Source organism: Bradyrhizobium sp. (assembly GCF_030646015.1).
Classification (GTDB): domain Bacteria; phylum Pseudomonadota; class Alphaproteobacteria; order Rhizobiales; family Xanthobacteraceae; genus Bradyrhizobium.
The window spans coordinates 1-24,240 of sequence record NZ_JAUSLT010000085.1 but is presented as its reverse complement, the minus strand read 5'-3'; the positions used below and the strand labels follow the sequence as shown (position 1 = coordinate 24,240).

24 protein-coding genes and 1 pseudogene are annotated in these 24,240 nt (G+C 64.2%); 17 read left to right on the top strand and 8 right to left on the bottom strand.

The window, feature by feature from the left end; genetic code table 11:
* Nucleotides 1-4 precede the first annotated feature (4 nt).
* The 4 genes from Q7T45_RS12905 to dnaK all read right to left on the bottom strand — a co-directional run bounded on the left by Q7T45_RS12905 (nucleotide 5) and on the right by dnaK (nucleotide 4,514).
* Complete coding sequence (locus Q7T45_RS12905; protein ID WP_304871295.1) at nucleotides 5-583, bottom strand: NADPH-dependent FMN reductase; 579 nt, start codon at nucleotides 581-583, stop codon at nucleotides 5-7.
* A 49-nt stretch (nucleotides 584-632) separates the two neighbouring features.
* Entirely contained in the window at nucleotides 633-1,235 is a 603-nt protein-coding gene (locus tag Q7T45_RS12900) for a class I SAM-dependent methyltransferase (RefSeq protein ID WP_304871294.1), read from the bottom strand.
* Between the two features lie 96 nt (nucleotides 1,236-1,331).
* Nucleotides 1,332-2,465 carry a molecular chaperone DnaJ gene (gene dnaJ, locus Q7T45_RS12895; protein WP_304871293.1) on the bottom strand — a complete coding sequence of 378 codons (1,134 nt, stop codon included), beginning with the start codon at nucleotides 2,463-2,465 and terminating at the stop codon, nucleotides 1,332-1,334.
* 147 nt (nucleotides 2,466-2,612) lie between these two features.
* Nucleotides 2,613-4,514 (bottom strand): molecular chaperone DnaK, encoded by a 1,902-nt coding sequence (dnaK, locus tag Q7T45_RS12890; protein WP_304871291.1) that lies wholly within the window; start codon nucleotides 4,512-4,514, stop codon nucleotides 2,613-2,615.
* Nucleotides 4,515-4,926: 412 nt separating this feature from the next.
* Here dnaK and Q7T45_RS12885 point away from each other — a divergent pair, with 412 nt between their 5' ends.
* From Q7T45_RS12885 to Q7T45_RS12865, 5 genes are all read left to right on the top strand, one after another.
* Nucleotides 4,927-5,862 carry a hypothetical protein gene (locus tag Q7T45_RS12885; protein WP_304871289.1) on the top strand — a complete coding sequence of 312 codons (936 nt, stop codon included), beginning with the start codon at nucleotides 4,927-4,929 and terminating at the stop codon, nucleotides 5,860-5,862.
* Nucleotides 5,863-5,972: 110 nt separating this feature from the next.
* Complete coding sequence (gene pncA / locus Q7T45_RS12880) at nucleotides 5,973-6,701, top strand: bifunctional nicotinamidase/pyrazinamidase (protein ID WP_304871287.1); 729 nt, start codon at nucleotides 5,973-5,975, stop codon at nucleotides 6,699-6,701.
* A gap of 8 nt (nucleotides 6,702-6,709) precedes the next feature.
* Nucleotides 6,710-7,564 (top strand): AraC family transcriptional regulator, encoded by an 855-nt coding sequence (locus Q7T45_RS12875; RefSeq protein ID WP_304871286.1) that lies wholly within the window; start codon nucleotides 6,710-6,712, stop codon nucleotides 7,562-7,564.
* 71 nt (nucleotides 7,565-7,635) lie between these two features.
* Nucleotides 7,636-8,073, top strand: a complete 438-nt coding sequence (locus Q7T45_RS12870) for a VOC family protein (protein ID WP_304871285.1) — start codon at nucleotides 7,636-7,638, stop codon at nucleotides 8,071-8,073.
* A gap of 540 nt (nucleotides 8,074-8,613) precedes the next feature.
* On the top strand, nucleotides 8,614-10,689 hold the full coding sequence (locus tag Q7T45_RS12865; RefSeq protein WP_304871284.1) for a hypothetical protein: 2,076 nt from the start codon (nucleotides 8,614-8,616) through the stop codon (nucleotides 10,687-10,689).
* 246 nt (nucleotides 10,690-10,935) lie between these two features.
* Here Q7T45_RS12865 and grpE read toward each other — a convergent pair whose 3' ends face one another.
* Together grpE and hrcA are read right to left on the bottom strand one after the other, a co-directional pair.
* Nucleotides 10,936-11,541 (bottom strand): nucleotide exchange factor GrpE, encoded by a 606-nt coding sequence (gene grpE / locus Q7T45_RS12860; protein ID WP_304871283.1) that lies wholly within the window; start codon nucleotides 11,539-11,541, stop codon nucleotides 10,936-10,938.
* 167 nt (nucleotides 11,542-11,708) lie between these two features.
* Nucleotides 11,709-12,797 (bottom strand): heat-inducible transcriptional repressor HrcA, encoded by a 1,089-nt coding sequence (gene hrcA, locus Q7T45_RS12855; protein WP_304871282.1) that lies wholly within the window; start codon nucleotides 12,795-12,797, stop codon nucleotides 11,709-11,711.
* Between the two features lie 167 nt (nucleotides 12,798-12,964).
* Between hrcA and rph the strand changes: the two genes are divergently transcribed.
* The 3 genes from rph to hemW are packed head-to-tail and all read left to right on the top strand — an operon-like array spanning nucleotide 12,965 to nucleotide 15,496.
* Complete coding sequence (rph, locus tag Q7T45_RS12850) at nucleotides 12,965-13,678, top strand: ribonuclease PH (RefSeq protein WP_304871281.1); 714 nt, start codon at nucleotides 12,965-12,967, stop codon at nucleotides 13,676-13,678.
* A 35-nt stretch (nucleotides 13,679-13,713) separates the two neighbouring features.
* Nucleotides 13,714-14,343 carry an RdgB/HAM1 family non-canonical purine NTP pyrophosphatase gene (gene rdgB, locus Q7T45_RS12845; protein WP_304871279.1) on the top strand — a complete coding sequence of 210 codons (630 nt, stop codon included), beginning with the start codon at nucleotides 13,714-13,716 and terminating at the stop codon, nucleotides 14,341-14,343.
* Nucleotides 14,336-15,496: a radical SAM family heme chaperone HemW gene (gene hemW / locus Q7T45_RS12840; protein WP_304871278.1), complete on the top strand. Its 1,161-nt coding sequence runs from the start codon at nucleotides 14,336-14,338 to the stop codon at nucleotides 15,494-15,496. Before rdgB ends, hemW begins: the two co-directional genes overlap by 8 nt.
* Before the next feature lie 156 nt (nucleotides 15,497-15,652).
* Here the strand turns inward: hemW and Q7T45_RS12835 are convergent, their stop codons facing one another.
* Entirely contained in the window at nucleotides 15,653-16,864 is a 1,212-nt protein-coding gene (locus Q7T45_RS12835; RefSeq protein WP_304871277.1) for a penicillin-binding protein activator, read from the bottom strand.
* Between the two features lie 238 nt (nucleotides 16,865-17,102).
* On the opposite strand from Q7T45_RS12835, the gene rsmI reads away from it, so the two are divergent.
* The 4 genes from rsmI to Q7T45_RS12815 all read left to right on the top strand — a co-directional run bounded on the left by rsmI (nucleotide 17,103) and on the right by Q7T45_RS12815 (nucleotide 19,840).
* Complete coding sequence (gene rsmI / locus Q7T45_RS12830) at nucleotides 17,103-18,068, top strand: 16S rRNA (cytidine(1402)-2'-O)-methyltransferase (protein WP_304871276.1); 966 nt, start codon at nucleotides 17,103-17,105, stop codon at nucleotides 18,066-18,068.
* Entirely contained in the window at nucleotides 18,055-18,468 is a 414-nt protein-coding gene (locus Q7T45_RS12825; RefSeq protein WP_304871275.1) for a YraN family protein, read from the top strand. The genes rsmI and Q7T45_RS12825 overlap by 14 nt, the downstream gene beginning before the upstream one ends.
* Before the next feature lie 47 nt (nucleotides 18,469-18,515).
* Entirely contained in the window at nucleotides 18,516-19,457 is a 942-nt protein-coding gene (gshB, locus tag Q7T45_RS12820) for a glutathione synthase (RefSeq protein WP_304871274.1), read from the top strand.
* A gap of 68 nt (nucleotides 19,458-19,525) precedes the next feature.
* The gene (locus Q7T45_RS12815; RefSeq protein WP_304871273.1) at nucleotides 19,526-19,840 is read left to right on the top strand and encodes a hypothetical protein; all 315 of its coding nucleotides are present in this window, start codon (nucleotides 19,526-19,528) and stop codon (nucleotides 19,838-19,840) included.
* Between the two features lie 44 nt (nucleotides 19,841-19,884).
* Here the strand turns inward: Q7T45_RS12815 and Q7T45_RS12810 are convergent, their stop codons facing one another.
* Nucleotides 19,885-20,292: a hypothetical protein gene (locus Q7T45_RS12810; protein ID WP_304871272.1), complete on the bottom strand. Its 408-nt coding sequence runs from the start codon at nucleotides 20,290-20,292 to the stop codon at nucleotides 19,885-19,887.
* A gap of 228 nt (nucleotides 20,293-20,520) precedes the next feature.
* On the opposite strand from Q7T45_RS12810, the gene Q7T45_RS12805 reads away from it, so the two are divergent.
* From Q7T45_RS12805 to Q7T45_RS12785, 5 genes and pseudogenes are all read left to right on the top strand, one after another.
* Nucleotides 20,521-21,492 carry an MBL fold metallo-hydrolase gene (locus tag Q7T45_RS12805; RefSeq protein ID WP_304871270.1) on the top strand — a complete coding sequence of 324 codons (972 nt, stop codon included), beginning with the start codon at nucleotides 20,521-20,523 and terminating at the stop codon, nucleotides 21,490-21,492.
* Nucleotides 21,493-21,569: 77 nt separating this feature from the next.
* Nucleotides 21,570-21,908: a KTSC domain-containing protein gene (locus Q7T45_RS12800; protein WP_304871268.1), complete on the top strand. Its 339-nt coding sequence runs from the start codon at nucleotides 21,570-21,572 to the stop codon at nucleotides 21,906-21,908.
* Between the two features lie 179 nt (nucleotides 21,909-22,087).
* A complete protein-coding gene (locus tag Q7T45_RS12795) occupies nucleotides 22,088-22,330 on the top strand; it encodes a DUF4160 domain-containing protein (protein WP_304871266.1) in 243 nt (80 codons plus the stop codon).
* Nucleotides 22,317-22,829, top strand: a complete 513-nt coding sequence (locus Q7T45_RS12790; RefSeq protein ID WP_304871264.1) for a DUF2442 domain-containing protein — start codon at nucleotides 22,317-22,319, stop codon at nucleotides 22,827-22,829. Before Q7T45_RS12795 ends, Q7T45_RS12790 begins: the two co-directional genes overlap by 14 nt.
* A 232-nt stretch (nucleotides 22,830-23,061) precedes the next feature.
* Nucleotides 23,062-23,970 (top strand): annotated as a pseudogene (locus tag Q7T45_RS12785) (YifB family Mg chelatase-like AAA ATPase); the annotation flags it as partial.
* Nucleotides 23,971-24,240 lie beyond the last annotated feature (270 nt).

Here is a 24,240-nt window from a genome sequence, read left to right as displayed (position 1 = left end):
CACCTCACATCATGCGCTGGGAAATGTCGATCAGCTGTCGCACCAGCGCGCTCAGCGCCTCGCTATCGGCCGGATGCTTCAGCCTGTCCATATCATCATAGGCCTCGTTGGCGAACGACAGCGCGAGCTGGCTGGGAACGACCGACGCATGGCAGGCGGTCAGGATCAGCCGCAGCGCGGCCAGGCCGCGCGTTCCGCCGAGCCGGCTTTCCGAAGCCGCGGCGATCGCGAAGGGCCGCTCGCGAAACACCTGGCCGCGGGTCTCGTGCGGATCCTGCACCCGGCTGACCCAGTCGATGGCGTTCTTCAGCAGCGGCGAGACCGACGCATTGTATTCCGGCGAAACCAAGAGGACGCCGTGATGCGCGCCCATCATCCGCTTCAGGTTCACAGCATGTTTCGGCACGCCGGATTTGTTCTGCAGGTCGCCGTCATAGATCGGCAGCGGAAAATCGGCCAGCGAGATGCGGGTGACTTCGGCGCCGGCCAGCGCGAACTCATGCGCAGCTGCAGAAGCCAGCTTCGCATTGTGCGAGCCGGACCGCAGCGAGCCGGGGATGACGAGGATTTTCAGCGCGGCCATGAACCAATCGCAAGACAGGGCTAACCGGCGCGAAAGCGCCGGAAAAGGATCAGCCCTTGCGATACACCCAGACGCGGGCTGGCGGAAGATTCATCCAGATGCGCTCGGAGGCTTCGGTGGAAACGCCCGGCAGCGATTTCGGAATCGGCGGCGCCACCGAATAGGTGAACTGCACGAAGGGCGCACCCGGCGCCAGCGCCGCGAAGGCGTCGCGGATCAGCTTCAGGCGCTTCAGCATCGGTTGTGTCACCAGCGGCAGGCCGGACACCACCGCGGATGCCGACACATCAAGCACGTCGCCGAGCGATTCGCGCAGCGCATAGGCGTCGCCCTGCACGACCGTGGCCTGCGGATAGCGGTCGCGCAGCAGCGCGCAGAAGCCCGGATTATATTCGACCAGCACGAGCCGCTTCTGATCGACGCCATGCTCGATCAGCGCGTTGGTGATCGCCCCGGTCCCCGGTCCCAATTCGACCACCGGCGCTGTGGAATTGACATCGACATACTGCGCCATGGTGCGGGCGAGAACCTTGCCCGAAGGCATCACCGCGCCCATCCGCAGCGGCTTTTCGATCCATGAACGAAGGAAGCGGACCTCATCGTCAAGACGAGGGGGCTTCTTCAACGCACGCACAGACGATTGCAATGGCATGTCGCTACCGGACGGGACCCGACGCTGGGCGGAAGTGTCAGAATATCGTCACAAAGACGTATAGGTAGCGGCCGATACGGTCAAGCCGAAGAGTCGTTAAGGGCTGGCGCGATTGCCGAAGAAGTCCTTGACCTTAGTGAAGAAACCCGCCGCTTCCGGCTGGGTTGCGCCGGACGACAGTTTTTCGAACTCGGCCAGCAGCTCCTGCTGCTTCTTGGTGAGATTCTGGGGCGTTTCGACCACGACCTGGACGTACATGTCGCCGGTCTGGCGCGAACGCAGCACCGGCATGCCTTTTGATGCAATGCGAAAGCGCCGGCCGGACTGGGTTCCGGAGGGCACTTTCACCTTGGTCTTGCCCTTGTCGATGGTCGGGACCTCGAATTCGCCGCCCAACGCCGCCGCCACCATCGAGATCGGCACGCGGCAATGCAAATCGGCGCCATCGCGCTGGAAGAATTCGTGGGTCGCCAGCGACAGGAAGATGTAGAGGTCGCCCGGCGGCCCGCCGCGGACGCCGGCCTCGCCCTCGCCGGCCAGCCGGATCCGGGTGCCGTCTTCGACGCCTTGGGGAATGTTGACCGACAGGTTGCGCTCGCGCGTCACCCGGCCCAAACCGGTGCAGGACGGACAGGGGTCCTCGATCATCTGGCCGCGGCCCTGGCAGCCGGGACAGGTTCGCTCCAGCGTGAAGAAGCCCTGCGCCTGCCGCACCCTTCCCGCGCCGCCGCAGGTCGAGCAGGTCTTCGGCTTGGTGCCGGCCTTGGCGCCGATGCCCGAACAGGCTTCGCAGGTCACCGAGACCGGGATCTCGATCTGCGCGGTCTTGCCGAGGAAGGCCTCCTCCAGCGTGATTTCCATGTTGTAGCGCAGGTCCTGGCCGCGCTCGCGTCCGCCGCGCCCGCGCTGTCCGGCCATGCCGAACAGGTCTTCGAAAATGTCGGAGAAGGACGAGGCGAAGCCGGCGCCGAAACCGGGGCCACCGCCGCCATGGCCCTGCTCGAACGCCGCATGGCCGAACCGGTCATAGGCGGCGCGCTTGTCGCCGTCTTTCAGGACTTCATAGGCTTCGTTGATTTCCTTGAAGCGGATTTCGCTGGAGGCATCGCCCGGATTCTTGTCCGGATGCCATTTCATCGCCAGCTTGCGGAAGGCCGCCTTGAGCCCGGACTCGTCCGCGTTCCGCTCGACTTCAAGAGTTTCGTAGTAGCAGCGCTTGGTGGTCGACATCCGTCAAATCCGCCCGAAATTCTGTTCTTGGTCCGCAGGCATGCTTCCTCAGAGAATGCAGCCTCCGGCTTAAAGAAAAATGACCCCCATCCTAAGGAGACGCAACCCGCGTGCTCTTTGGAATGAGGGTCATGGTACCAGCCGTATTTAAGCAGACTTCTTGTTGTTCTTGTCGTCGTCGACCTCGGTGAATTCCGCGTCGACCACGTCGTCCTTGGCGGCATCCTTGGCCGCATCGCTTTCGGCCTGTTGCTTGTACATGGCCTCGCCGAGCTTCATCGAAGCCTGCGCCAGCGTGTTGGTCTTGGCGGTGATCGCCTCGGCATCGTCGCCCTTCAGCGCTTCCTTCAGATCGCTGACGGCGTCCTCGATGGCGCGGCGCTCGCTCTCCTCGACCTTGGAGCCGTGTTCGGCCAAAGCCTTCTCGGTGGAGTGCACCATCGCGTCGGCATGGTTCTTGGCGTCGACCGCGGCACGGCGCTTCTTGTCCTCGGCGGCATTGGCCTCGGCGTCCTTGACCATCTTCTGGATGTCGGCTTCGGACAGGCCGCCGGATGCCTGGATCCGGATCTGCTGCTCCTTGCCGGTCGCCTTGTCCTTGGCCGAGACGTTGACGATGCCGTTGGCGTCGATGTCGAAGGTGACCTCGATCTGGGGCATGCCGCGCGGTGACGGCGGAATCCCCATCAGGTCGAACTGGCCCAGTACCTTGTTGTCGGCGGCCATTTCGCGCTCGCCCTGGAACACGCGAATGGTGACGGCGTTCTGGTTGTCCTCGGCGGTCGAGAACACCTGGCTCTTCTTGGTCGGGATCGTGGTGTTGCGGTCGATGATGCGGGTGAACACGCCACCCAGCGTCTCGATGCCGAGCGACAGCGGGGTGACGTCGAGCAGCAGCACGTCCTTGACGTCGCCCTGCAGCACGCCGGCCTGGATCGCGGCGCCGATGGCCACGACTTCGTCCGGGTTGACGCCCTTGTGCGGCTCCTTGCCGAACAGCTGCTTCACCACTTCCTGGACCTTCGGCATGCGGGTCATGCCGCCGACCAGCACCACTTCGCCGATTTCACCGGCGGTGAGGCCGGCATCCTTCAGCGCCTTGCGGCAGGGCTCGATGGTCTTCTGGATGAGATCGTCGACCAGCGCCTCGAACTTGGCGCGCGTCAGCTTCATCGTCAGATGCTTCGGACCCGACGCGTCCGCCGTGATGAAGGGCAGATTGATTTCGGTCTGGGTGGTCGAGGACAATTCGATCTTGGCCTTTTCGGCGGCCTCCTTCAGGCGCTGCAAGGCAAGCTTGTCGTTGCGCAGGTTGATGCCCTGCTCCTTCTGGAATTCGTCCGCCAGATAGCTGACGAGGCGCATGACGAAGACTTCGCCGCCGAGGAACGTATCGCCGTTGGTCGACTTCACCTCGAACACGCCGTCGCCGATCTCGAGCACCGACACGTCGAAGGTGCCGCCGCCGAGGTCGTACACCGCGATGGTGCCGGTCTTGGTCTTGTCGAGGCCGTAGGCGAGCGCTGCAGCGGTCGGCTCGTTGATGATGCGCAGCACTTCAAGGCCGGCGATCTTGCCGGCGTCCTTGGTGGCCTGACGTTGCGCGTCGTTGAAATAGGCGGGAACGGTGATGACGGCCTGCTCGACCTTCGAGCCGAGATGGGCTTCCGCGGTCTCTTTCATCTTCTGCAGAATGAAAGCCGAGACCTGCGAGGGCGAATAGGTCTTGGCATCGGCTTCGACCCAGGCGTCGCCGTTGGATGCCTTGACGATCTTGTAGGGGACGAGCTTCTTGTCCTTCTCGACCATCGGATCGTCATAGCGACGGCCGACGAGGCGCTTGACCGCGAAGAAGGTGCGCTCGGGATTGGTCACCGCCTGGCGCTTGGCGGGCTGTCCGACGAGGCGCTCGCCATCATCGCTGAAAGCGACGATCGACGGGGTCGTTCGCATACCCTCGGCGTTCTCGATGACTTTCGCAGTCTTGCCATCCATTACGGCGACGCACGAATTCGTGGTGCCGAGATCGATCCCAATGACCTTTCCCATGGTCCTCATATCCTTCTTTTTGCGGCAGGTTGGCTGGGCCCTGACGGCGCACCAATCCAAACCCCCAAACGATCAATTACTCGCGATATTGCGACGGTGAGCCTCATATAGGAGGGGGGGTGGGGCCTGCAAGGACCGGGCGCAACCTTGAGGGCTGAAAAGACTGGCCTTTGGAAGATTGTGTCTCCCCGTGTATCAAGCCGACCGGGCCGGGTTGTGCGGCCATGGCAGCCACCGGGCCGCGAGGGCCGGGGCGGAAAAGCGCGATTTCGGCCGCTGACCGGGAACGGAATCGCGGCCCGCCCTGTTGCCGGACCGTCAAAACCGCTAAAAGCGGATCATTCGCGGCCCCGGCAAAGGGTCGCACCGGCCGACCATTGAACGGCCTCAATGCAAACCCAGTAGACCTTTCATGATGCTCATCCGACCGATCTTCGCGATTGCCTTGCTGATATCAGCCATAGCCCCCGCGCTTGCCGCAGACCCGGTTTTTCCGCCGGGCGTCAGGGTCGGCGTCACGCCGCTGGTCGGGCTCAACCGCGCCAAAGCCTTCGTCGGATTCGAGACCGAGGATCAGGGCGTCAAGGTGTTGATGGCGGAGCTTCCGGCCGACGCCTACACCGAGGTCATGAACGCCTTCAAGAACAGTCCGGCGGGCGTCGGCGGCGTCAAGCCGGAGAGCATCGAGACCGCGGCCGGCCTTGCCTACTACACCATCGAAACCGGCAAGGATGGCGCGACCAATGTGCGACGCTATTCGATGATCCTGCCGGGCGGCGCCTTCTCCGGCTATATCGCCGTGCAGGTCCCGGAAAATGCTTCCAAAATCTATACTGACGATGCCATCCGGCAGATGTTTGCCTCGGCGGCGGTCCGCAAGGAAGTTCCGGTCGAGGAGCAGCTTGCCCAGATGCCCTTCAAGGTCGGCGAATTGAGCGGTTTCAAGAATGTCCGCACGCTGGCGGTTGGCGGGGCCATCGTCATCGCCGACGGCGACGAGACCAAGGGTTTCGAGGCGGCGCCCTTCATGGTGGTCGGCCTTGTCGGGGCGACGCCGACCCAGCCGGAGGATCGCGGACGTTTTGCCCAGCAGGCCGCAACCACCATTCCCGGCGTGCGCGAGGCCCGGATCACGATGTCGGAGCCGCTGCGCATCGACGGCATGCCGGGCTATGAAACCCGCATCGACGCGGTGAGCGGCAAGGACAATACCCCCGTCACCGTGGTGCAGTGGCTGCGCTTCGGTGGCGGCAGCTCGCTGCGCATCATCGGCAGCGCGCCGCGCGAGGAATGGGCCAAGGCGTTCCCGCGCTTCCGGGCCGTGCGCGACGGCATCCAGCCGCGCTGAAGCCGCGCGATCTGCCGAAGATTCGTGCGCCCGCCGGCGCCTAAACCTGCTTTACGCTCCCCAAGCGAGGTGATTTGCTGGCGACAGCGTATCTTACAGGGAGGTGCAGCATGTTGGACCGAAGGCAAGTTCTCGCAGGCTTAGGTACAGGTCTGGGCACGGCGGCGATCGCCACCATCCCTGCAAACCGGCTTTGGGCAGCGGCCTCGATCAAGCCCGATGAGGCCTCGGCGCTGCTGGTGATCGATGTGCAGAACTGCTTCCTGCCCGGCGGCAGCCTTGCCGTCAAAGACGGCGATCAGGTCGTTCCCGTGATCAATCGCATCGCCAAGGGGTTCGCCAATGTGGTGCTGACGCAGGACTGGCACACGTCCGGCCATGTCTCGTTCGCAACCAGCCACGGCGGCAAGAAGCCGTTCGAGACCGTCGACCTCAAATACGGCAAGCAGGTGCTGTGGCCCGATCACTGCGTGCAGGGCACCGAAGGTGCGGCGTTGTCGAAGGAGCTGGCGATTCCGCAGGCCGCGCTGATCGTCCGCAAGGGATTCCACAAGGAAGTCGACAGCTACTCCGCCTTCACCGAGGCCGATGGCAAGACCACGACCGGGCTCGCCGCTTACCTAAAGGCGCGCAAGGTGAAGCGCCTGTTCATGGCCGGATTGGCAACCGATTTCTGCGTCGCCTGGAGCGCGCTGGACGCGCGCAAGGCCGGATTCGAAACCTACGTGATCGAAGACGCCTGCCGCGGCATCGACACCCAGGGCTCGCTCGCAAAAGCCTGGGCGGACATGACCAAGGCCGGGGTCAAGCGCATCCAGTCAGGCGATATCGTCGCCTAGAAGGCAGCATGTCGGATCCCGCCGCCCCAGTGGCGTTCGAGATGGTCCGCCGGCCGCCGTCGCAACGGACCGCCGGCCTGATCTCGGGCATGACCGGTTATCGCGAGACGGCGCGTGGCCGGTTTTCCCAGCGCGAGGCCGCACCGCTGGCCATACCGCTGATCATCAGTTTCGGTACGCCATTCGGAATCGCGCTCGGCCGCGAACCCGATGCGGCCGACCGCTATGCCAGCTTCGCCGCGGGACTGTATGCCGGCGCGGTGTACATCGAGTCCGACGGCGGCGCCGAATGCGTGCAGGTGGATTTCACGCCGCTCGGCGCCTACCGCTTTTTCGGCGGCGCAATCGTCGACCTCGCCGCGCGCATGATCGGCATCGATGACGTGCTCGGCAGCGACGGCGCGCAACTGCGCGAGCGGCTAGGCGCTACCTCTGGCTGGCAGCGCCGTTTCGATATCGTCGAGGATTTTGTCACGAATCGCGCCAACCACCTGCCGTCGCCGGAACTGGAATTCGCCTACCACCAACTGTCCCGCAGCGGCGGCCGCATCCGGATCGCTGCGCTCGCCGAGGAGATCGGCTGGAGCCGCAAGCATCTGGTCGATCGCTTCAGGTCCGAATTAGGTCTCGCCCCAAAACCGCTGGCGCGCATGATGCGCTTCCATCGCGCCTGCGGCCTGGCACGGACCGGAACATCCACCGGCTGGGCCGGGATCGCGGCGGATAGCGGCTTTTCCGATCAGGCCCATCTGGTCCGCGAATTCGTTTCGCTGGCCGGCGAGCCGCCGACGACCTGGGCGCGACGGCTGGCGCTGACCGACAGCCGGCTGACACGCCCGCAAGCCGCAGTTTCCGAGGGGTAACAAATCTTCAAGCCGACACCGCCCGGCTTGGCGCATCATCACGTCGACAGCAAACCGAGCAGGAGCTTTCCGTGACCGACAAAAGCACCATCGAAGCGCCACGCCTCTATCCCACGCTGCGCTGCAGGGATGCCGAAGCGATGATGCGCTGGTTGAAGGACATCATCGGCTTCACCGAATACGTCGTCTATCGCAGCGACGACGGCGTGGTACAGCATGCCGAGCTCGCCTACGGCTCCTCGCTGCTGATGCTGGGCCAATGCCGCGACGACGAATATGGCCGGCTGGTCGGCGATATCGGCGGCCGCCGCACCGATTCGCTTTATGTCGCCGTCACCGATCCGGACGCGCTGCACGCCAAAGCCAGGGCCGCCGGCGCCAAGATCGAGATGCAGTTGCATGACACCGACTACGGCAGCCGCGATTTCGCCTGCCGCGATCCGGAAGGCAATCTCTGGAGTTTTGGCACCTACTGGCCGAAGGTGACCGAGAAGCCGCTGCCGGGATAAGCCTGGGCGATAAGGTGCCCGATGGTTCGAGACGGCGCTGAAGAAGCGCCTCCTCACCATGAGGCAGCCTGAAGGTCCCCCCGCTCCCTCATGGTGAGGAGCACATCCGGCAGCGCCAATGCGCTGTCCGGTGCGCGTCTCGAACCATCAGGCACCTTGGCGTTTCGAGGGATGAAGCGAATGCGCCGAGCCTTTCAGGCTTGCTCGCTCGGCGTCGCCGCCGCCTTCGCGCCACCCTTTGAAACCGCGACCGGCGCCGGCCGCAGCACGCGTCGGGCTGATCTGTGAGATGACGGCCTGTCGCGAAATGGCGGCCGACAGGCTGTACCGACGCCAGACAGCTCCGCTGCGGCTGGTGTCGAAGCACGAAAAGCGAGAGCTTCCAAGAAAAGTATTTCTACTATAGGGTGCATTACCGCATGCAGATCTCCGTTAGGACATTTTTTCTGCAGCGCAAGTCATTGCAGGGCCTTTCCGCGCCAGGGCGGAGGCAAGCATCGCCGACGACGCATTGAAAACATCAGGTGGGGGAAGCATGTTATGGCCAAGCAGGTCATCGTAGTCGTCCACGGCGTGGGCGTGAAACAGGCAGGGGTGAGTTCCGATTTGCTTGCGGCGGCGTTGCAGGACGATGATGGCAAGAACGAAAAGACGCGCTTGCCGCCGCACTCCAGCGACGACTTTGTGCTGCTTGAATCCGAAACCTACGACTCGTCGGGCAAAGCGAGCACGTTTCCGGCGCGCGTGCGGCGCTACCGTTCCTATAAACAAGATGCAACCGTGGAGCAGGAGCGCGTCATCGCCGACTTCTTCTGGGGCGACGTGACGGCGTTCGGATCAGGCGTCGTGGATGTCGTGCTCGCCTATTTCAAAGTGGCAATGGGCCTGTCGCACGCCATCCGCGAGAACGCGAAGGACGCCTATCCGGATGAAAACTGGCAGGACCGCTGGATCGGCCGGTTCGCGCGCGGCGCCGCGTTGACAATCCATGGGCCCATCATTGCACTGAACATCGTGATGCTGCTGGGACTACTGCTTGCAGCGGCGCTGCAGGTTGCGGCTTTTGCCGTGTTTGGCGAGGAGGCATTCGCTCTGGACAAGCCGGCGGCTGTCATTCTGTTGCGTGTGCAAATCATCGCGGTCGGGCTGGCCGCCATTGGCGCCGGATGGTTTGTGCTGCGGCAAGGCCGCGGCGCTTTTCTTTACCGGCACCTGTTCAGCTGGATTGCGCTGTGCGGCGTGGCATTTCTCCTGCTCGGATCGCCGGAGCTGCTAGGCTTCAGCAAGGCCGTGGCACCCATCGAAACCCTGCTGGTCAAGCTCGAGTCCGGCATGCGTTTGGAAGACTTCAAACGCATCTATCCCGGCCTGCTTGGCATTGGCTGGCGCATGCTCGCACTCATGTCACTGTCATGGCTCCTGGTGTTTGTCCAAGTACTCCTGGTTTGGGTTCTCGGGTTTATTCGGCGTAAGAAGCCGCAGGCGCCGAATCTGATCGTTCCTGCGCTCGGCCTGATGTCCCTGCTCTGGTTCCTCCTGATTGCGGCATTGTGGGCCGCCGTTCTCAAATTGCCAACTTCCTACAACCTCGGTCTCAGAACGGAAGCTGTCGCAGCGGCGTTAGTTGCAATCGGTGCGGCCGTCATCGTGCTTGTCTGGCTCGCCGTGGTGGCGGCCTTGGTTTTCCGTCGCAAGTTGGAACTTACGCGAGGGCAATTTGCAGAGCCGGCGTTCTATATGGAGAATAGCGGGGCAAGTGCCGACGAATATGCCAACCGCTATAGATTGTTGATCGCATCGAAGATGCTGACGGCGCTGAGCATCTTCCTGCCCCTCGTCTTTGCAACTTTCGCGCTCGTCTCTTTTTCACCCGAAGTCGCCTGGGTCGGCAAGATCAAGGCATTGCTGGAAAACTGGACCATCACGATCATCTTCGCAATTCTGGCCGCCGGTTCGGCGTTCGTCTATTCTTTCAGAGCGGAGTTTGCCGCCGGGCTCGGCATCCTCGCCGATGTGTTGGCCTATCTGAACAACGGTTCCTGGATGTCCGGCAATGCCGACGATCCCTACAAGAGCAACGAGCCGCCGCGGCAAACATGGCTGGAAGGATTGCTCTTCGAAAACAAATCCAGCCTTCCATTCAAAGCAAGTCCGCGCGGCTACTGGCTGCGTCGTCGTATCCACGACCGGCTGGGCGTGCTCATTCGAGACCTGATCCGCGACGAGAAGCCTGACCGGCTCGACATCGTGTCGCATTCCCAGGGAACGATGATTGCGATCGATCTCATCGACCTTCGGGGCGAGCAGTGGCTGAAGGGACTACCCGCAGGAAGCGGCGGCATAGGGCTGGTAACGATGGGCTCGCCCTACACGCATCTCTACGGCAACTATTTCCCGTCGTCATTTCGGCGGGTCGGGAACCGCCCGAATCTGGCGAACAAGAAAGATGGTGGCCTGCTACGCGATTGGCTGAACATCTTCCGTATCGACGATTTCGTCGGCACACACATCGGCAAGGGCGCGTGGCCCCGAGAATTTCCTGTTTCACCGAATGGGCACACGAACTATTGGGTCGACCGCCGCGTCGTGGCCAAGCTGCGCGAATTTCTGGGTTGACCCGCGACTTCGCCTGCCGCGATCCCGAAGGCAATCTCTGGAGTTTTGGCACCTCCTGGCCGAAGGTCACCGAGAATGCGCTGGCGGGATAGAGCGGCGTGCCCTGAGCGATCAGGGTGCCAGATGGTTCGAGACGGCGCTGAAGAAGCGCCTCCTCACCATGAGAGAGTAGTAGGTCCTCATCCTGAGGAGCCGCGCGCTCTTCGCGCGGCGTCTCGAAGGATGAAGCCCAAGCTCCGAACTTTTCTAGGCTTGCTCGCTCGGTGTCGGCGCCGCCTTCGCGCCGCCCTTGGAGACCGCGACCAGCGCCGGGCGCAGCACGCGCTCGCCGATGGTGTAGCCGGCCTGCACGACCTGCACCACGGTGCCCGCCGGCACCGACGTGTCGGGGACCTCGTACATCGCCTGCTGGAAATTCGGATCGAACTTCTCGCCCGCGGGATCGAATTTCTTGACGCCGTTTTTCTCCAGCGTGTTGAGCAGCGAGCGCTCGGTCAGCTCGACACCCTCGATCAGCGATTTCAGGCCGGGATCGGCATTGGCCTTGGCCTCGGCCGGAACCGCATCGAGCGCGCGCTGCAGATTGTCGGCGATATCGAGCACGTCGCGCGCGAAACCGGTGATGCCATAGGCCCGCGCGTCGGCCACTTCCTTCGCGGTGCGCTTGCGCAGGTTTTCCATTTCCGCCAGCGTGCGCAGCATCTTGTCGCGCGTTTCGGCGATTTCCCTGGTCAGGGCTTCGACCGAGCCTTCCTCGGGATCGTCGGGCATGATGTATGGCTTGGAAACCACGGGCTCGGCGGCCTTCGCCGGATCGGCCGGATTGTCCTTCTGCCAGTTGGGATCAGTCATGGCTTGCCTTCTCGAAAAAATCGCTTGGAACCGGGGCAATGGGGGATTTGCTGGCCCGGATATCGTGCTTTAGGCGGGGAAAATCAAGCGCGACATAGCATTTTCGAGCGAAGCGGGTACCGGTTCGCGTGAAGAAAACGCGTCAAAAAACAACCATTTCGGCCGGATCAGCCGCCCAGCATCCGGCTGACGATGCGCGCCGCATAGTCCACCGTCGGGATCACGCGGGCATAGTTGAGCCGGGTCGGCCCGATCACGCCGAGAACGCCGACAATGTGCCCTGCGGCATCGCTATAGGGCGCGATGATGGTGGACGAGCCGGACAGCGAAAACAGCTTGTTCTCCGAACCGATGAAGATCCGCACGCCTTCGGCGCGCTCGGCGCGGCCCAACAGGTCGATCACGCCGCGCTTGGTCTCGAGATCGTCGAACAGCGATTTCACCCGCTCCAGATCTTCCAGCGCGTGAAGGTCTTCCAGCAGATTGGCGTGACCGCGCACGATCAATTGCCGGTCGTCGCTGGTGCCGCCGGACCAGCTCGCGATCCCCGCTGATATCACCTTCTGCGTCAGCGCATCGAGTTCGGTCCGGCTTTCCGTCAGCGCGGTTTCCAGCTCCAGCCGGGCCTCGGCCAGCGTCCGCCCCCTGATCCGCGCATTGAGAAAATTGGTGGCTTCGATCAGCGCCGAGGAGGGAACGCCCGGCGGCAGCGTCAGCACCCGGTTCTCGACCTGGCCGTCCTCGCCGACCAGCACCACCAGCGCCCGTTCCGGCTCCAGCCGCACGAATTCGATGTGTTTCAGCCGCGAATTGGATTTGGCGGTCAGCACCACGGCCGCGGCCCGGGTCAGGCCGGACAGCCGGGTCAGGGCTTCGCCCAGCGCCGCCTCGACCGATTGCGCCTTGCCGACGGAGGCGAGCTGGTTCTGGATCGACTCCCGCTCCGGCTCGGTGAGGTCGCCGACCTGCATCAGGGCGTCGACGAAAAACCGCAGGCCGAGCTCGGTCGGCAGTCGGCCGGCCGAGGTATGCGGCGCATAGATCAGCCCGAGATGTTCGAGGTCGGACATCACGTTGCGCACCGAGGCCGGCGACAGCGGCGTCGCGATCAGGCGCGAAATGTTGCGGGAACCGACGGGTTCGCCGGTGGCGAGGTAACTCTCGACGATTTGACGGAAAATATCCCGCGAACGCTCATTGAGCTGGGCAAGCCCGGCATGCGGCGCGATCAGGCCGATCGGATCGTGGTGGGCCACAGAATACTCCCCTGAACTCAGCCTAATCTGTCTATCACAGCGACCGGAGACAAGCAGGTATTAGTCCCCATAGGCGGGCATCGGAGGCCCAAAAGCCTTGCCGCTGCCGCTTCCCCCTCCTACAAGCACCGCGAACCTGTCTTTATTGATTTTTCGGAGGATTTCTCATGCGGCCAAGCCGCCGTGCGCCCGATGAACTGCGCGCCGTGTCACTGGAACGGGGTGTGGTCAAATACGCCGAGGGTTCCTGCATGGTCAAATTTGGCGACACTCATGTGCTTGTCACGGCCACCCTGGAAGAGCGGCTGCCGCCATGGCTGAAGGGCCAGGGCCGGGGCTGGGTCACCGCCGAATACGGCATGCTGCCGCGCGCCACGCTGGAACGTACCCGCCGCGAGGCCGCCGCCGGCAAGCAGGGCGGCCGCACCGTCGAAATCCAGCGCCTGATCGGCCGCAGTTTGCGCGCGGCTGTCGACCTGGAAGCCCTCGGCGAGCGCCAGATCACGGTGGATTGCGACGTCATCCAGGCCGATGGCGGCACCCGCACCGCCTCGATCACCGGCGCCTGGGTGGCGCTGGCCGACTGCATCTCCTGGATGAAGACGCGCAACATGATCAAGACCAACCCGCTGCGCGACAATGTGGCGGCGATCTCCTGCGGCATCTACAACGGCACCCCGGTGCTCGATCTCGATTACGCCGAGGATTCCGAGGCCGACACCGACGCCAATTTCGTGATGACCGGGGATGGTCGCATCATCGAGGTGCAGGGCACGGCCGAGAAGACGCCGTTCTCGCAAGATGAGTTCCTGGCGCTGATGGATCTCGCGCGCAAAGGCGTGGCGCGGCTGGTGGACCTGCAGAAAATGGCGGTGGCGTGATTCAGATCGCGGACCGACTGGCGTAGACTGGCACCATGCATCGTCGAATCACCGGCAAGCTCGTGATCGCGACCCACAATCCCGGCAAGCTCGCCGAGATGCGCGAACTGCTGGCGCCGCACGGCGTCGAGGCGATCTCGGCCGGCGAACTCGGCCTCGGCGAGCCCGACGAAACCGGCGATACGTTTCGCGCCAATGCGGTGATCAAGGCGGTGGCGGCGGCCCGCGCCGCGCAATTGCCGGCCTTCGCCGACGATTCGGGATTGGTGGTCGACGCGCTCGACGGCGCCCCCGGCATTCTCTCGGCGCGCTGGGCCGGACCGAACAAGGATTTCACCGCCGCGATGGCGCGGATCGAGCGCCTGCTGCAGGAGCGCGGCGCCACCACGCCGGACCGGCGCACAGCGCATTTCGTTTCCGCGCTGTGCGTGGCCTGGCCCGACGGCCACCTCGAGGAGGTCGAGGCGCGCGCCGACGGCACGCTGGTTTGGCCGCCGCGCGGTAGCGCCGGGTTCGGCTACGACCCGGCGTTTCTGCCCGATGGACACACGCGCACTTTCGGCGAGATGACCAGCCTCGAAAAGCACGGCCTGCCGCCGCTCGGGCTCGGCCTGTCGCACCGCGCCCGCGCCTTCGTCAAACTCGCGGAGATCTGCCTTGACTAGCGCTGACAGAGAAAAAGCGTTCGGCGTCTACGTGCACTGGCCGTTCTGCCTGTCGAAATGCCCGTATTGCGATTTCAACAGCCATGTCCGGCATGCGCCGATCGACGAAGAACGGTTTGCCAAGGCCTTTGCCCGCGAGATCGAAACCACCGCCGCGCGCGCACCGGGCCGCGAGGTCTCCTCGATCTTTCTCGGCGGCGGTACGCCGTCACTGATGCAGCCGAAGACCGTCGGCGCCATTCTCGATGCGATCGGCAAACACTGGCGCGTCGCGCCCGATGCCGAGGTCACGCTGGAGGCCAACCCGACCAGCGTCGAGGCAACGCGGTTTCGCGGCTACCGCGCAGCCGGCGTCAACCGGGTTTCGCTCGGCGTGCAGGCGCTCGACGATGCCTCGCTGAAAGCGCTCGGCCGGCTGCATACCGCGCGCGAGGCGCTGGACGCGGTCGCGATCGCGCGCACCGCGTTCGACCGCTATTCGTTCGATCTGATTTATGCCCGCCCCGACCAGACCCCGCAGATGTGGGCGGATGAACTCAAGCTCGCGATCTCGGAAGCCGCCGAGCATCTGTCGCTCTATCAACTCACCATCGAAGAGGGCACGCCGTTCTTCGGCCTGCACGCCGCCGGCAAGCTGAAGACGCCGGACGAAGCGGTGGCGCGCGCGCTCTACGACGTCACCCAGGAAGTCTGCGCCCAACACGGATTGCCGTCCTACGAGATTTCCAACCACGCGCGATCAGGCGCCGAGTGCAAACATAACCTCGTCTACTGGCGCGGCGAGGAATATGCCGGCATCGGTCCCGGCGCCCACGGCCGGCTCGATATCGATGGCACCAGGCACGCCATCGCCACCGAAAAGCGCCCCGAGGCGTGGCTGATGCGCGTCGAGGCCAATGGCCATGGCGTCGTGGTCGACGACCATCTCAACAGCGAAGAGCGCGCCGATGAATTCTTGTTGATGGGCCTGCGGCTCACCGAGGGCATCGACCCGCAGCGCTACGCGGCGCTGTCCGGCCGCACGCTCGATCCCGGCCGCATCGCCATCCTGCGCGAAGAAGGCGCCATCACCGTCGACGCCAACGGCCGGCTGCGGGTGACGCAGGCCGGATTTCCGGTGCTCGACGCCGTGGTGGCGGATTTGGCGGCGTAAGATTTTTCTGCGCTGTCGTCCCGGACAAGCGAGCAACGCGAGCGCCGATCCGGGACCCATACGCCGCAGCCTATCGTTAAGGCAAAACGTCAGACGGCTCTTTTCAATAATAACCGCCGCGGCGTATGGGTGCCTGCGTTCGCAGGCACGACGATGCTACGCCCCAAAACTCTTCGGCGAGCCCGCGACCGGCGTGCCGCCGCCCGATCCCACCTTCATGACGGCGAGGCCGCGTTCGTTGGTGCCGTCGGCGCGGAACCGGAACAGGCCATCGATGCCGGCAAAGCCCGACGGATTGGTCAGCACTTCCGGCGAGAACCGCGCGCCGCCTTGCGTACGCGCCAGGGCGGCGACCAGCGCCACCGCGTCATAGGCCAAGGTGGCGGTGCGCACCGGATCGGCGCCGAACTTGGCCCGGTAGCGGCCGGAGAATGCGCGGAAGCCGGACGGATCCGGCGCGGCATAGAGCCCGCCTTGCAGCGCCGGGCTCGCGAACACCCGCGGATTGTCCCACAGACCGGTGCCGAGCAGCTGGATGTTCTTCAGATTCGCGCCCGCCGCGGTCAGCGCGTCGGCGACCTGAACCACGGAGTCGCCGTCGTCGGCGATGAACAGCGCATCGGCCGAACCCAGCGCCTGCGCCACGGTGCGCGCCGCGGTGGCGCGGTCGGCGCCGTATTTTTCGAACGCGACAATGCGCCCGTTCTTGCGGCCGACTGCCTGCTTGAACGCGGCTTCGACGACGTTGCCATAGGCATTGTCGGGCAGCAGCGCCGCGAATGATCGCTTGCCGGTGCTGGCGGCGTATTCGATGATCCGGTTGACGTCGGACTCGGGCAGGAAGCTGAGCAGGTAGACGCCGCGGCCGGCGACGCTCGAATCGGTCGAGAACGCTATCACGGAGACGCCGCGGGCGCGGGTCAGCGCGGCCGTCGACGGCACCGACGCCGCAAACAGCGGACCGAGAATAATCTCCGCGCCTTCGTCGAGCGCCTGCTGGGTTCCCTGGCTCGCGCCCTGCGGGGAGCCGGCGTCATCCTTGATCAGGAGCTGGATATTGGGGTTCTGGAATTCCGCCAGCGCCATCTCGGCGGCATTCTTCATCGACTGCGCCGCGACGCCGGCATTGCCGGACGCTGACAGCGGCAGCACCAGCCCGACCTTGACCCCGCCGGTGCCGACGGCCTGCGGCTGCTGCGGCGGTCCCGCCGGACCGGCATCGGGTCCCGAACTGAACGGATTTGAAATCGAGCCGCCCGCGCAGGCCCCGAGCAGCGGCGCGCCCAGAATCAGGCCGAGTGCTGTGCGCCGGGTGGCCCCCGACGGCGGCTTGAAAGGCCAAGATTTGGGTTCGAGTGGCCCCAGCATCGCATCTCTTCTCTTGACCGGCCTGTTGCGGCCGGCACTTCGACCTCCCAGTGATCAGGGGGGTGGATTCAGGCATATTGTCGACGAATAGTTAACCAAATCAAAAGGATTGTGGCGGCGCCGCCCGGCCGCCGGTTGCAGGCCCCTGCTTCCTTCCCGCGCGCCGCGACATACCCTCCGGCAGCCGCCTTGCGCCAGCCTTGTGGCGTCCGCGCCCCGTCCCCTCTAGATTGGCATTATGCGCCCAAAAGCAGCTTCCATAAATACATCTGATGGCCCCGCGGATCCCGCCAGCCGCACATTTTCGTTGGGCGGCCACGTCCTGACCGCGCCGAAGGCGGTTCCGGGCCTGCATCTGGTGGCCACCCCGATCGGCAATCTCGGCGACATTACGATCCGCGCGCTGGAAACCCTGGCCGGCGTCGACATCATCGCCTGCGAAGACACCCGCATGACCCGCCGGCTGACCGAGCGCTACGGGATTTCGGCGCTGCTGAAACCCTACCACGAGCACAACGCCGCGCAGGCCCGCCCCGTCATCCTGCAAAAGCTGGCGCAGGGCGCCTCGATCGCGCTGGTCTCGGATGCCGGCACCCCCTTGATTTCCGATCCCGGCTTCAAGCTGGTGCGCGAGGTCTGCGCCGCCGGCCATGCCGTGATCGCGCTGCCGGGCCCCTCCTCGGTGCTGGCCGCGCTGTGCGTGGCGGCACTCCCGACCGACCGGTTTTTCTTCGAAGGTTTTTTGCCGTCGCGCGGCACCGCGCGCCGCGCGCGGCTGACCGAGCTGTCGCGGATCGACGCCACGCTGGTCATGTTCGACTCCGGCAACCGCGTGCAGGACACGCTGGCCGATCTCGCCGGCATCATGGGCACGCGCGATGCCGCGATCTGTCGCGAAATGACCAAGCTGCATGAAGAGATTTTGCGCGGGCCGGTCGCCGAACTCGCCGCCAAAGCCGACACGCTGGAGACCCGCGGCGAATTCGTGCTGGTGATCGGCCCGCCGGCGGCCCGCGCTTTGGCGATGACCGAGCAGGCGCTGGATGATCTGTTGCGCAGCTCGCTGCAGCGCGACAGCGTCAAGGATGCGGTGGCGCATGCGGTCGAACTATCAGGCCGGCCGCGCCGCGAGATCTATGCCCGCGCGCTCAAACTCGCCAAAGAGACGCACCAGCAAGCAACGGACGGCGATGGCGAAGACTGACGGCGCAGCGCCGCCCGACAGAACGGCAAAGATCGCCTCGCCCGAACGGGTCGCGGCGTTTCGCACCGGGCTGTCGGCGGAAGCCCGCGCCGGTGCTTATCTGATGGCGAAGGGCTATCGCATCCTGGCAAAACGGTTTCGCACGCCGCATGGCGAGATCGACCTGGTGGCGCGCAAGCGCAATCTGGTGGCGTTCGTCGAGGTCAAGGCACGCGCCAGCCTGGATGAGGCCGCCTATGCGGTGACGCCGCGGCAGCAGGCGCGCATCATCGCCGCAGCCGAAGCCTGGCTGATGGCGCATCCCGAGCATGCGGAATTCGAGCTGCGTTTCGACGCCGTGCTGATTGCGCCGAGGCGCCTGCCGCGCCATCTGTTAGCGGCGTTCGACGCCAGTACCTGATCCTTCCGACCCGTCACCGACACCCCACCAACTTGCGGACCCCTTACATGAAATTGAACGTCGCCGTCCAGATGGACCCCATCGAGCGCATCAACATCCGTGGCGATTCGACCTTTGCGCTGCTGCTGGAGGCGCAGAAGCGCGGCCATGCGCTGTCCTATTACACGCCCGACAAGATCTCGCTGCGCGGCGAGGAGGTGATAGCCCCGGTGCAAGCGCTCACCGTGCGCGACGAGGTCGGCGATCACTGCACCCTCGGCGAGCCGAAGCGACAGCCGCTGGCGGGCTTCGACGTCGTGCTGCTGCGCCAGGACCCGCCGTTCGACCTCGCCTACATCACCTCGACGCATTTGCTGGAGCGGATCCATCCCAGGACGCTGGTGGTGAACGATCCCGCCAGCGTGCGCAACGCGCCGGAAAAAGTCTTCGTGATGGATTTTCCGCAGTTGATGCCGCCGACGCTGATCTCGCGCAACCTCGACGAGATCAACGCCTTCCGCGCCGAGCACGGCGCCGTGGTGATGAAGCCGCTGCACGGCCATGGCGGCGCCGCGGTGTTTCGCGTCATGCCGCAGGACATGAATTTCGGCTCGCTGTTCGACATGTTTTCGGTGACGTTCCGGGAGCCCTGGGTGATCCAGCGCTTCCTGCCCGAGGTCGAGCACGGCGACAAGCGCATCATCCTGGTCGACGGCGAATTCGCCGGCGCCGTCAACCGCGTGCCGGCGGCCGACGATCTGCGCTCCAACATGGTGCGCGGCGGCGCCGCAAAGGCCACCGACCTCACCCCGCGCGAGCGCGAAATCTGCGCGACGCTCGGCCCCAAACTGCGCGAGCGCGGCCTGCTGTTCGTCGGCATCGACGTCATCGACGGCTTTCTGACCGAGATCAACGTCACCTCGCCCACCGGCATCCGCGCCATCGCGCGGCTGGGCGGGCCGGATGTGGCGGCGAAGATCTGGGACGTGATCGAGAAGAAGCGCGGGTAATCAGCGCTGTTGCTGATACGCCGATCAGCCTACCTTGCGGGCGATCGAATCACGCGAGGAGAGGCCGCATGGCTGACCAGGACAATCCGCAACCGCCCGCCGCTCTCGCTTACGAGGACACCGGCGCTGCGGCCGCGCTGGTCTATTTCGATATCGTCGGCGCCTATGGCATCATGAACGGCACGGTCGAGATCGAGCTCGCGACCCGCATTCTCGTTCCCACGGCCAACGGCCTCACCGACGTCAAATTCCTGTCGTCGGGGCGGTTGCGCTGCAGTCCGACCGCCGCCGCCAATCTGCGCAACGCGATCGATGCCGCGCTGAAAATGCTGGAAGCGCCGCAGCCGCAACCCGATCCGGTGGCGGCCTCCAGGATGAATTGAGCGCAACGCCGGTCGGCGCGTTGCTCGCTTCTGGTCCGAGAGCCCTAAAGCCGCCGCGTGAACGATTCCAGCTTCCTCGAAATACTGTGCAACGATCCGATGCCGTAGCCGTCCGGATCGTCCTCGGATATCCGATAATCCGCCTTGATGGATTCAAGATTGTCGAGCAGGCGACGGACATAGGCGGCGGGATCCCCGCGTTCGGCCACGCTCGGCGCCAGGATGACTCGCTCCGCGTAGGTCGCCGCGACCATTTCATCCTGGCCGACATTGTGGCCGCGCCAGGAAGTGTAATACGGATCCGATTGGTGAGCCAACGCAAGCGCGGCCTCCTCGTCGATCGCCGCTCGATACAGGACCTGTATCTCGGCAATGATCTCCTGGCCGACGGCGCTGTCGTCTGCGCGAACGGAGAGGTTGGCTCTGGTCCATCGCTTCAGGAACGATATCAAGCCAACTCCTGATGTCCGGCAAAGGCGTCGCCAGGCTGGTTTGTCATGCGGGCTTTGCACAATGATTCTCGCTTCGTCACCCGCCGACAGCTCGCCTTACAAAAGACCAGCCCCCTTGCCAGCCTTTGACAGCGGGTGCAACTTAAGCAGATGCCCGCTCCATCAAGCGGACAGGTCAGTCCGGGGCTGCAACGCACAATTTCCATAAAAACAAACGGAGGACAACGCATGACACAGGATGTTTCGCGACGCTCCCTGCTCGCACTCGGCGCCGGCTTGGGCGCATCGGCCATGCTCGGCGGCAGCGCGCTCGCAAAAGCGCCGAAGCTCGGCACCCAGTCGCAATATTTCTACCGCTTCAATTTAGGCAACGCCGAAGTCAGCGTGGTGTCCGACGGCCCGCTGCCGCTCGGCCCTCCCAAGGGCACCTTCATCGGCGTGCCTGATGAAGAAGTGAAGAAGATGCTGAGCGACAATTTCCTCTCGCCGGACAATGTCGTGCTCGAACAGAACTCGCCGATCGTCAACATGGGCGACAAGCTCGTGCTGTTCGACACCGGCATGGGCACCTCGAAGGCGTTCGGCCCGACCACCGGCCGGCAGCAGAAGAGCATGGCGGAGGCCGGCATCAAGCCCGGCGACATCGACGCGGTGGTCTGCTCGCACGCCCATATCGATCATATCGGCGGCATCGTCGGTGAAGACGGCAAGCCGCTGTTCCCCAATGCGCAGGTCTACATCGCCCAGAGCGATTTCGATTTCTGGACCGATGAAGGCAAGCTCGGAGGCCCGCTGAAGGACTTCGTGATCCACGCCCGCAAGAACCTGTTGCCGGTCAAGGACCGGCTGGTGTTCTTCAAGGACGGCCAGGAATTCCTGCCCGGTGTGCAGGCGATCGCGGCGCCGGGACATACCGTCGGCCATACCATCTTCATGGTGACCTCGAACGGCAAATCCTTCTGTTTCCTCGGCGACCTCACCCACCATCCGATCCTGCTCTTGGAGAAGCCGCGGATGCAATTCTCCTACGACACCGACCCGAAACAGGCCGCGGAAACGCGGGTGAAGTTGCTGGACATGATCGCCACCAACAAGATCCCCGTGATGTCCTATCACTTCGCCTGGCCCGGCTTCGGCCACATCGCCAAGACCGCAGAGGGATTTCATTACTACCCCGAAGCGATGAACATGCAGCTCTGAACCATGCGCAGTGCGTGCGGGGGTGGGCCAATGGCCGACCCCCGCGTGGCGCAACCAACGAAGACCAGGCGCGCGACATGATCGGAGCAGCCACCACCGTCATCGCACTGCTGCTGACGGCCGAATTCGGTTCCGAGACGGTCGAGGTCAGGGATCGCGGCTCCGTCGATCTCACGAGCTACGAATGCCGGGACACGCCGCGCAGCACGCTGATCCAGCGCGCCTGTTACGATCCCGCGCAGGCCAGCATGATCGTCAGCGTCAAGGGCGCCTACTTCCAGTATTGCGATCTGCCGCCGGCGACGTTCGCGGGCCTGATGGCCGCGCCGTCGATGGGACAGTTTTTCAAGCGGAATTTTGCGGGCGGTGCGGACAGCCGCTATGGCTGCCGGTTCGGGCCAGCGCCGAACAAATAAGGTGGAGCCGGGTTGCACACGACACAGCGCCCCACCAATGTTCCCGGGATGTTCGCGATCTTGTCTCCGGGTTCCGTTACCCTCGTACCGCATTCGGAGTCCATGGATTTGTGCAATGGCTTCACATTGCCTTATTGAAATTGTGCAACCATTGCACTAAATTTGTTGTCGAGGGCTGCATGGCAAGTCTGAAGGCCTCGCTAAGCAACTGTAAAATTTACATCTATCCGGGAGATCACAACCCTCCGCACTTTCATCTCAGGGGCCCCGATTCAAGGGCGCTGGTGGCGATCGTCACGCTGGAGGTTATTGCCGGAAAGGCATCGAAGAAGGATCTGGAGGAAGCCCGGGAATGGGCCCGTAAAGAAGAAAATCTGGCGTTGCTGGTATCAGAGTGGAGAAGGCTCAATGAGCGAGAATGAGATCATTGATAGCGGCATCGAGTTGCCCCGGATGGCAGCCGTCGAGCCTCTTCCCCCGTTCACGCTTCGGGTCGAGTGGGCCGAAGGTCGTCGCGCGGGCCGGGAGGATTTGGTCGACCTTCGGTCGGTCATCTACAGCTACAAAATCTATAAGCCGCTGAGAGACGAAGCCCTGTTCGCCACCGGACGTCTGGCGGATGACGGCGATGCCGTGGCCTGGGATGGCGAGGACCTTGAAATGTCGGCGGACATGATTCAATCGCTGGCCGAACAGGCCATGACGCCGAAAGACTTTTCCCTATTCCTGGCGAAAAACAGGCTGACGCAGGAAGCTGCGGCGGCCGTTCTTGGCAGGAGCCGCAGACAGATCGCGAATTATGTGTCGGTCGGCCCGATACCGCGTGTTGTCGCGCTGGCCTGCTACGGATTCGAAGCACGCCAGCGCGATGCGACCATTGCCAAGGACCCCGCCGCCGAGGGTGGGGTTGCCGCCGCCTGAGTGGTCCAGCAAAGCCATCCCACTGGCTTCCCGACGAGCCACCGCTCGTGTTCCCTTAATGTTCTTGATGAGTCTCTACCTTTCCGCTACCCTGCGTTGCCAGAGGATGAGACATGGTCCAGCGGGTTCAGGCGTGTAGGCTTCACAGGAAACCCATACCCTTGCGGAGGTTAATTGTACATATCATTTTGGTATTGTAGACAATTAACCACAATGCATTGGGTTAATTGTACATACTATCCTGATGATCGGCTCGCCCGGCGCCGGCAAGTCAATGCTGGCGGCGCGGCTGCCCTCGATCCTGCCGCCGCTGTCGCCGTCCGAGCTGTTGGAAGTATCCATGATCGCCTCGGTGGCCGGCGAAATCCGCGACGGTGCGCTGACCGCGCGACGGCCGTTTCGATCTCCGCATCATTCCGCTAGCATGGCGGCGCTGACCGGCGGCGGCATCCGCGCAAAACCCGGCGAGATCTCGCTGGCGCATCAGGGCGTGCTGTTCCTCGACGAGTTGCCGGAGTTCGACGCCCGCGTGCTGGATTCGCTGCGCCAACCCCTGGAGAACGGCGAGGTCGCGGTGTCGCGCGCCAATCACCGCGTCACTTACCCCGCGCGCTTCATGCTGATCGCCGCGATGAACCCGTGCCGCTGCGGCCACGCCTATGAACCCGGTTACGCCTGCAAGCGCGGACGCGTCGACCGCTGCACGTCCGACTACCAGGCACGCATCTCCGGCCCGCTGATGGACCGCATCGACCTGCGCATCGAGGTGCCCCAGGTGACCGCCGCCGATTTGATCCTGCCGCCGCCGGCGGAAGGCTCGGCGGAAGTGGCGGCACGCGTCGCCGCCGCGCGCGACATTCAGCTGGCGCGCTATGCCGCCGCCGGCCTGCCGAACGTCCGCACCAATGCCGAAGCCCCGGCCTCGGTGCTGGAGCAAATCGCGCAGCCGGACGCGCAAGGCACAAAGCTGCTGCGCGATGCGTCCGAAACCATGCGGCTGTCGGCGCGCGGCTATCACCGCGTGCTGCGCGTCGCGCGCACGCTGGCCGATCTCGACGGGTCAGACAAGATCGGCCGGCTGCATCTGGCCGAAGCGCTGTCGTACCGGGCGCTGGCGGAGGATCTGCGCAGCGCGGCGTGACATCGGGAAGGCAATTCGGCCGCCCCGATCTACCCGACGGGCAAATCACTTCTGATTTTCAGAAGTCGTGTCAAGCCCTCAAAGCAAAAATATTTCGCTTAACACGTCGGGCAAATCACCTTTAGTGATTCGCCCGTCTCACCCGACAAGGGGCGTTGCGCACGTCACGAACGCGCGGTGGGATGCGATGGACGCGACAGCGTCGGGCGCGCAAGGGACCGCAGGGCGGATTGATCTCCGTGAGCGATTTTCCGGCGCGCGGACGAACGG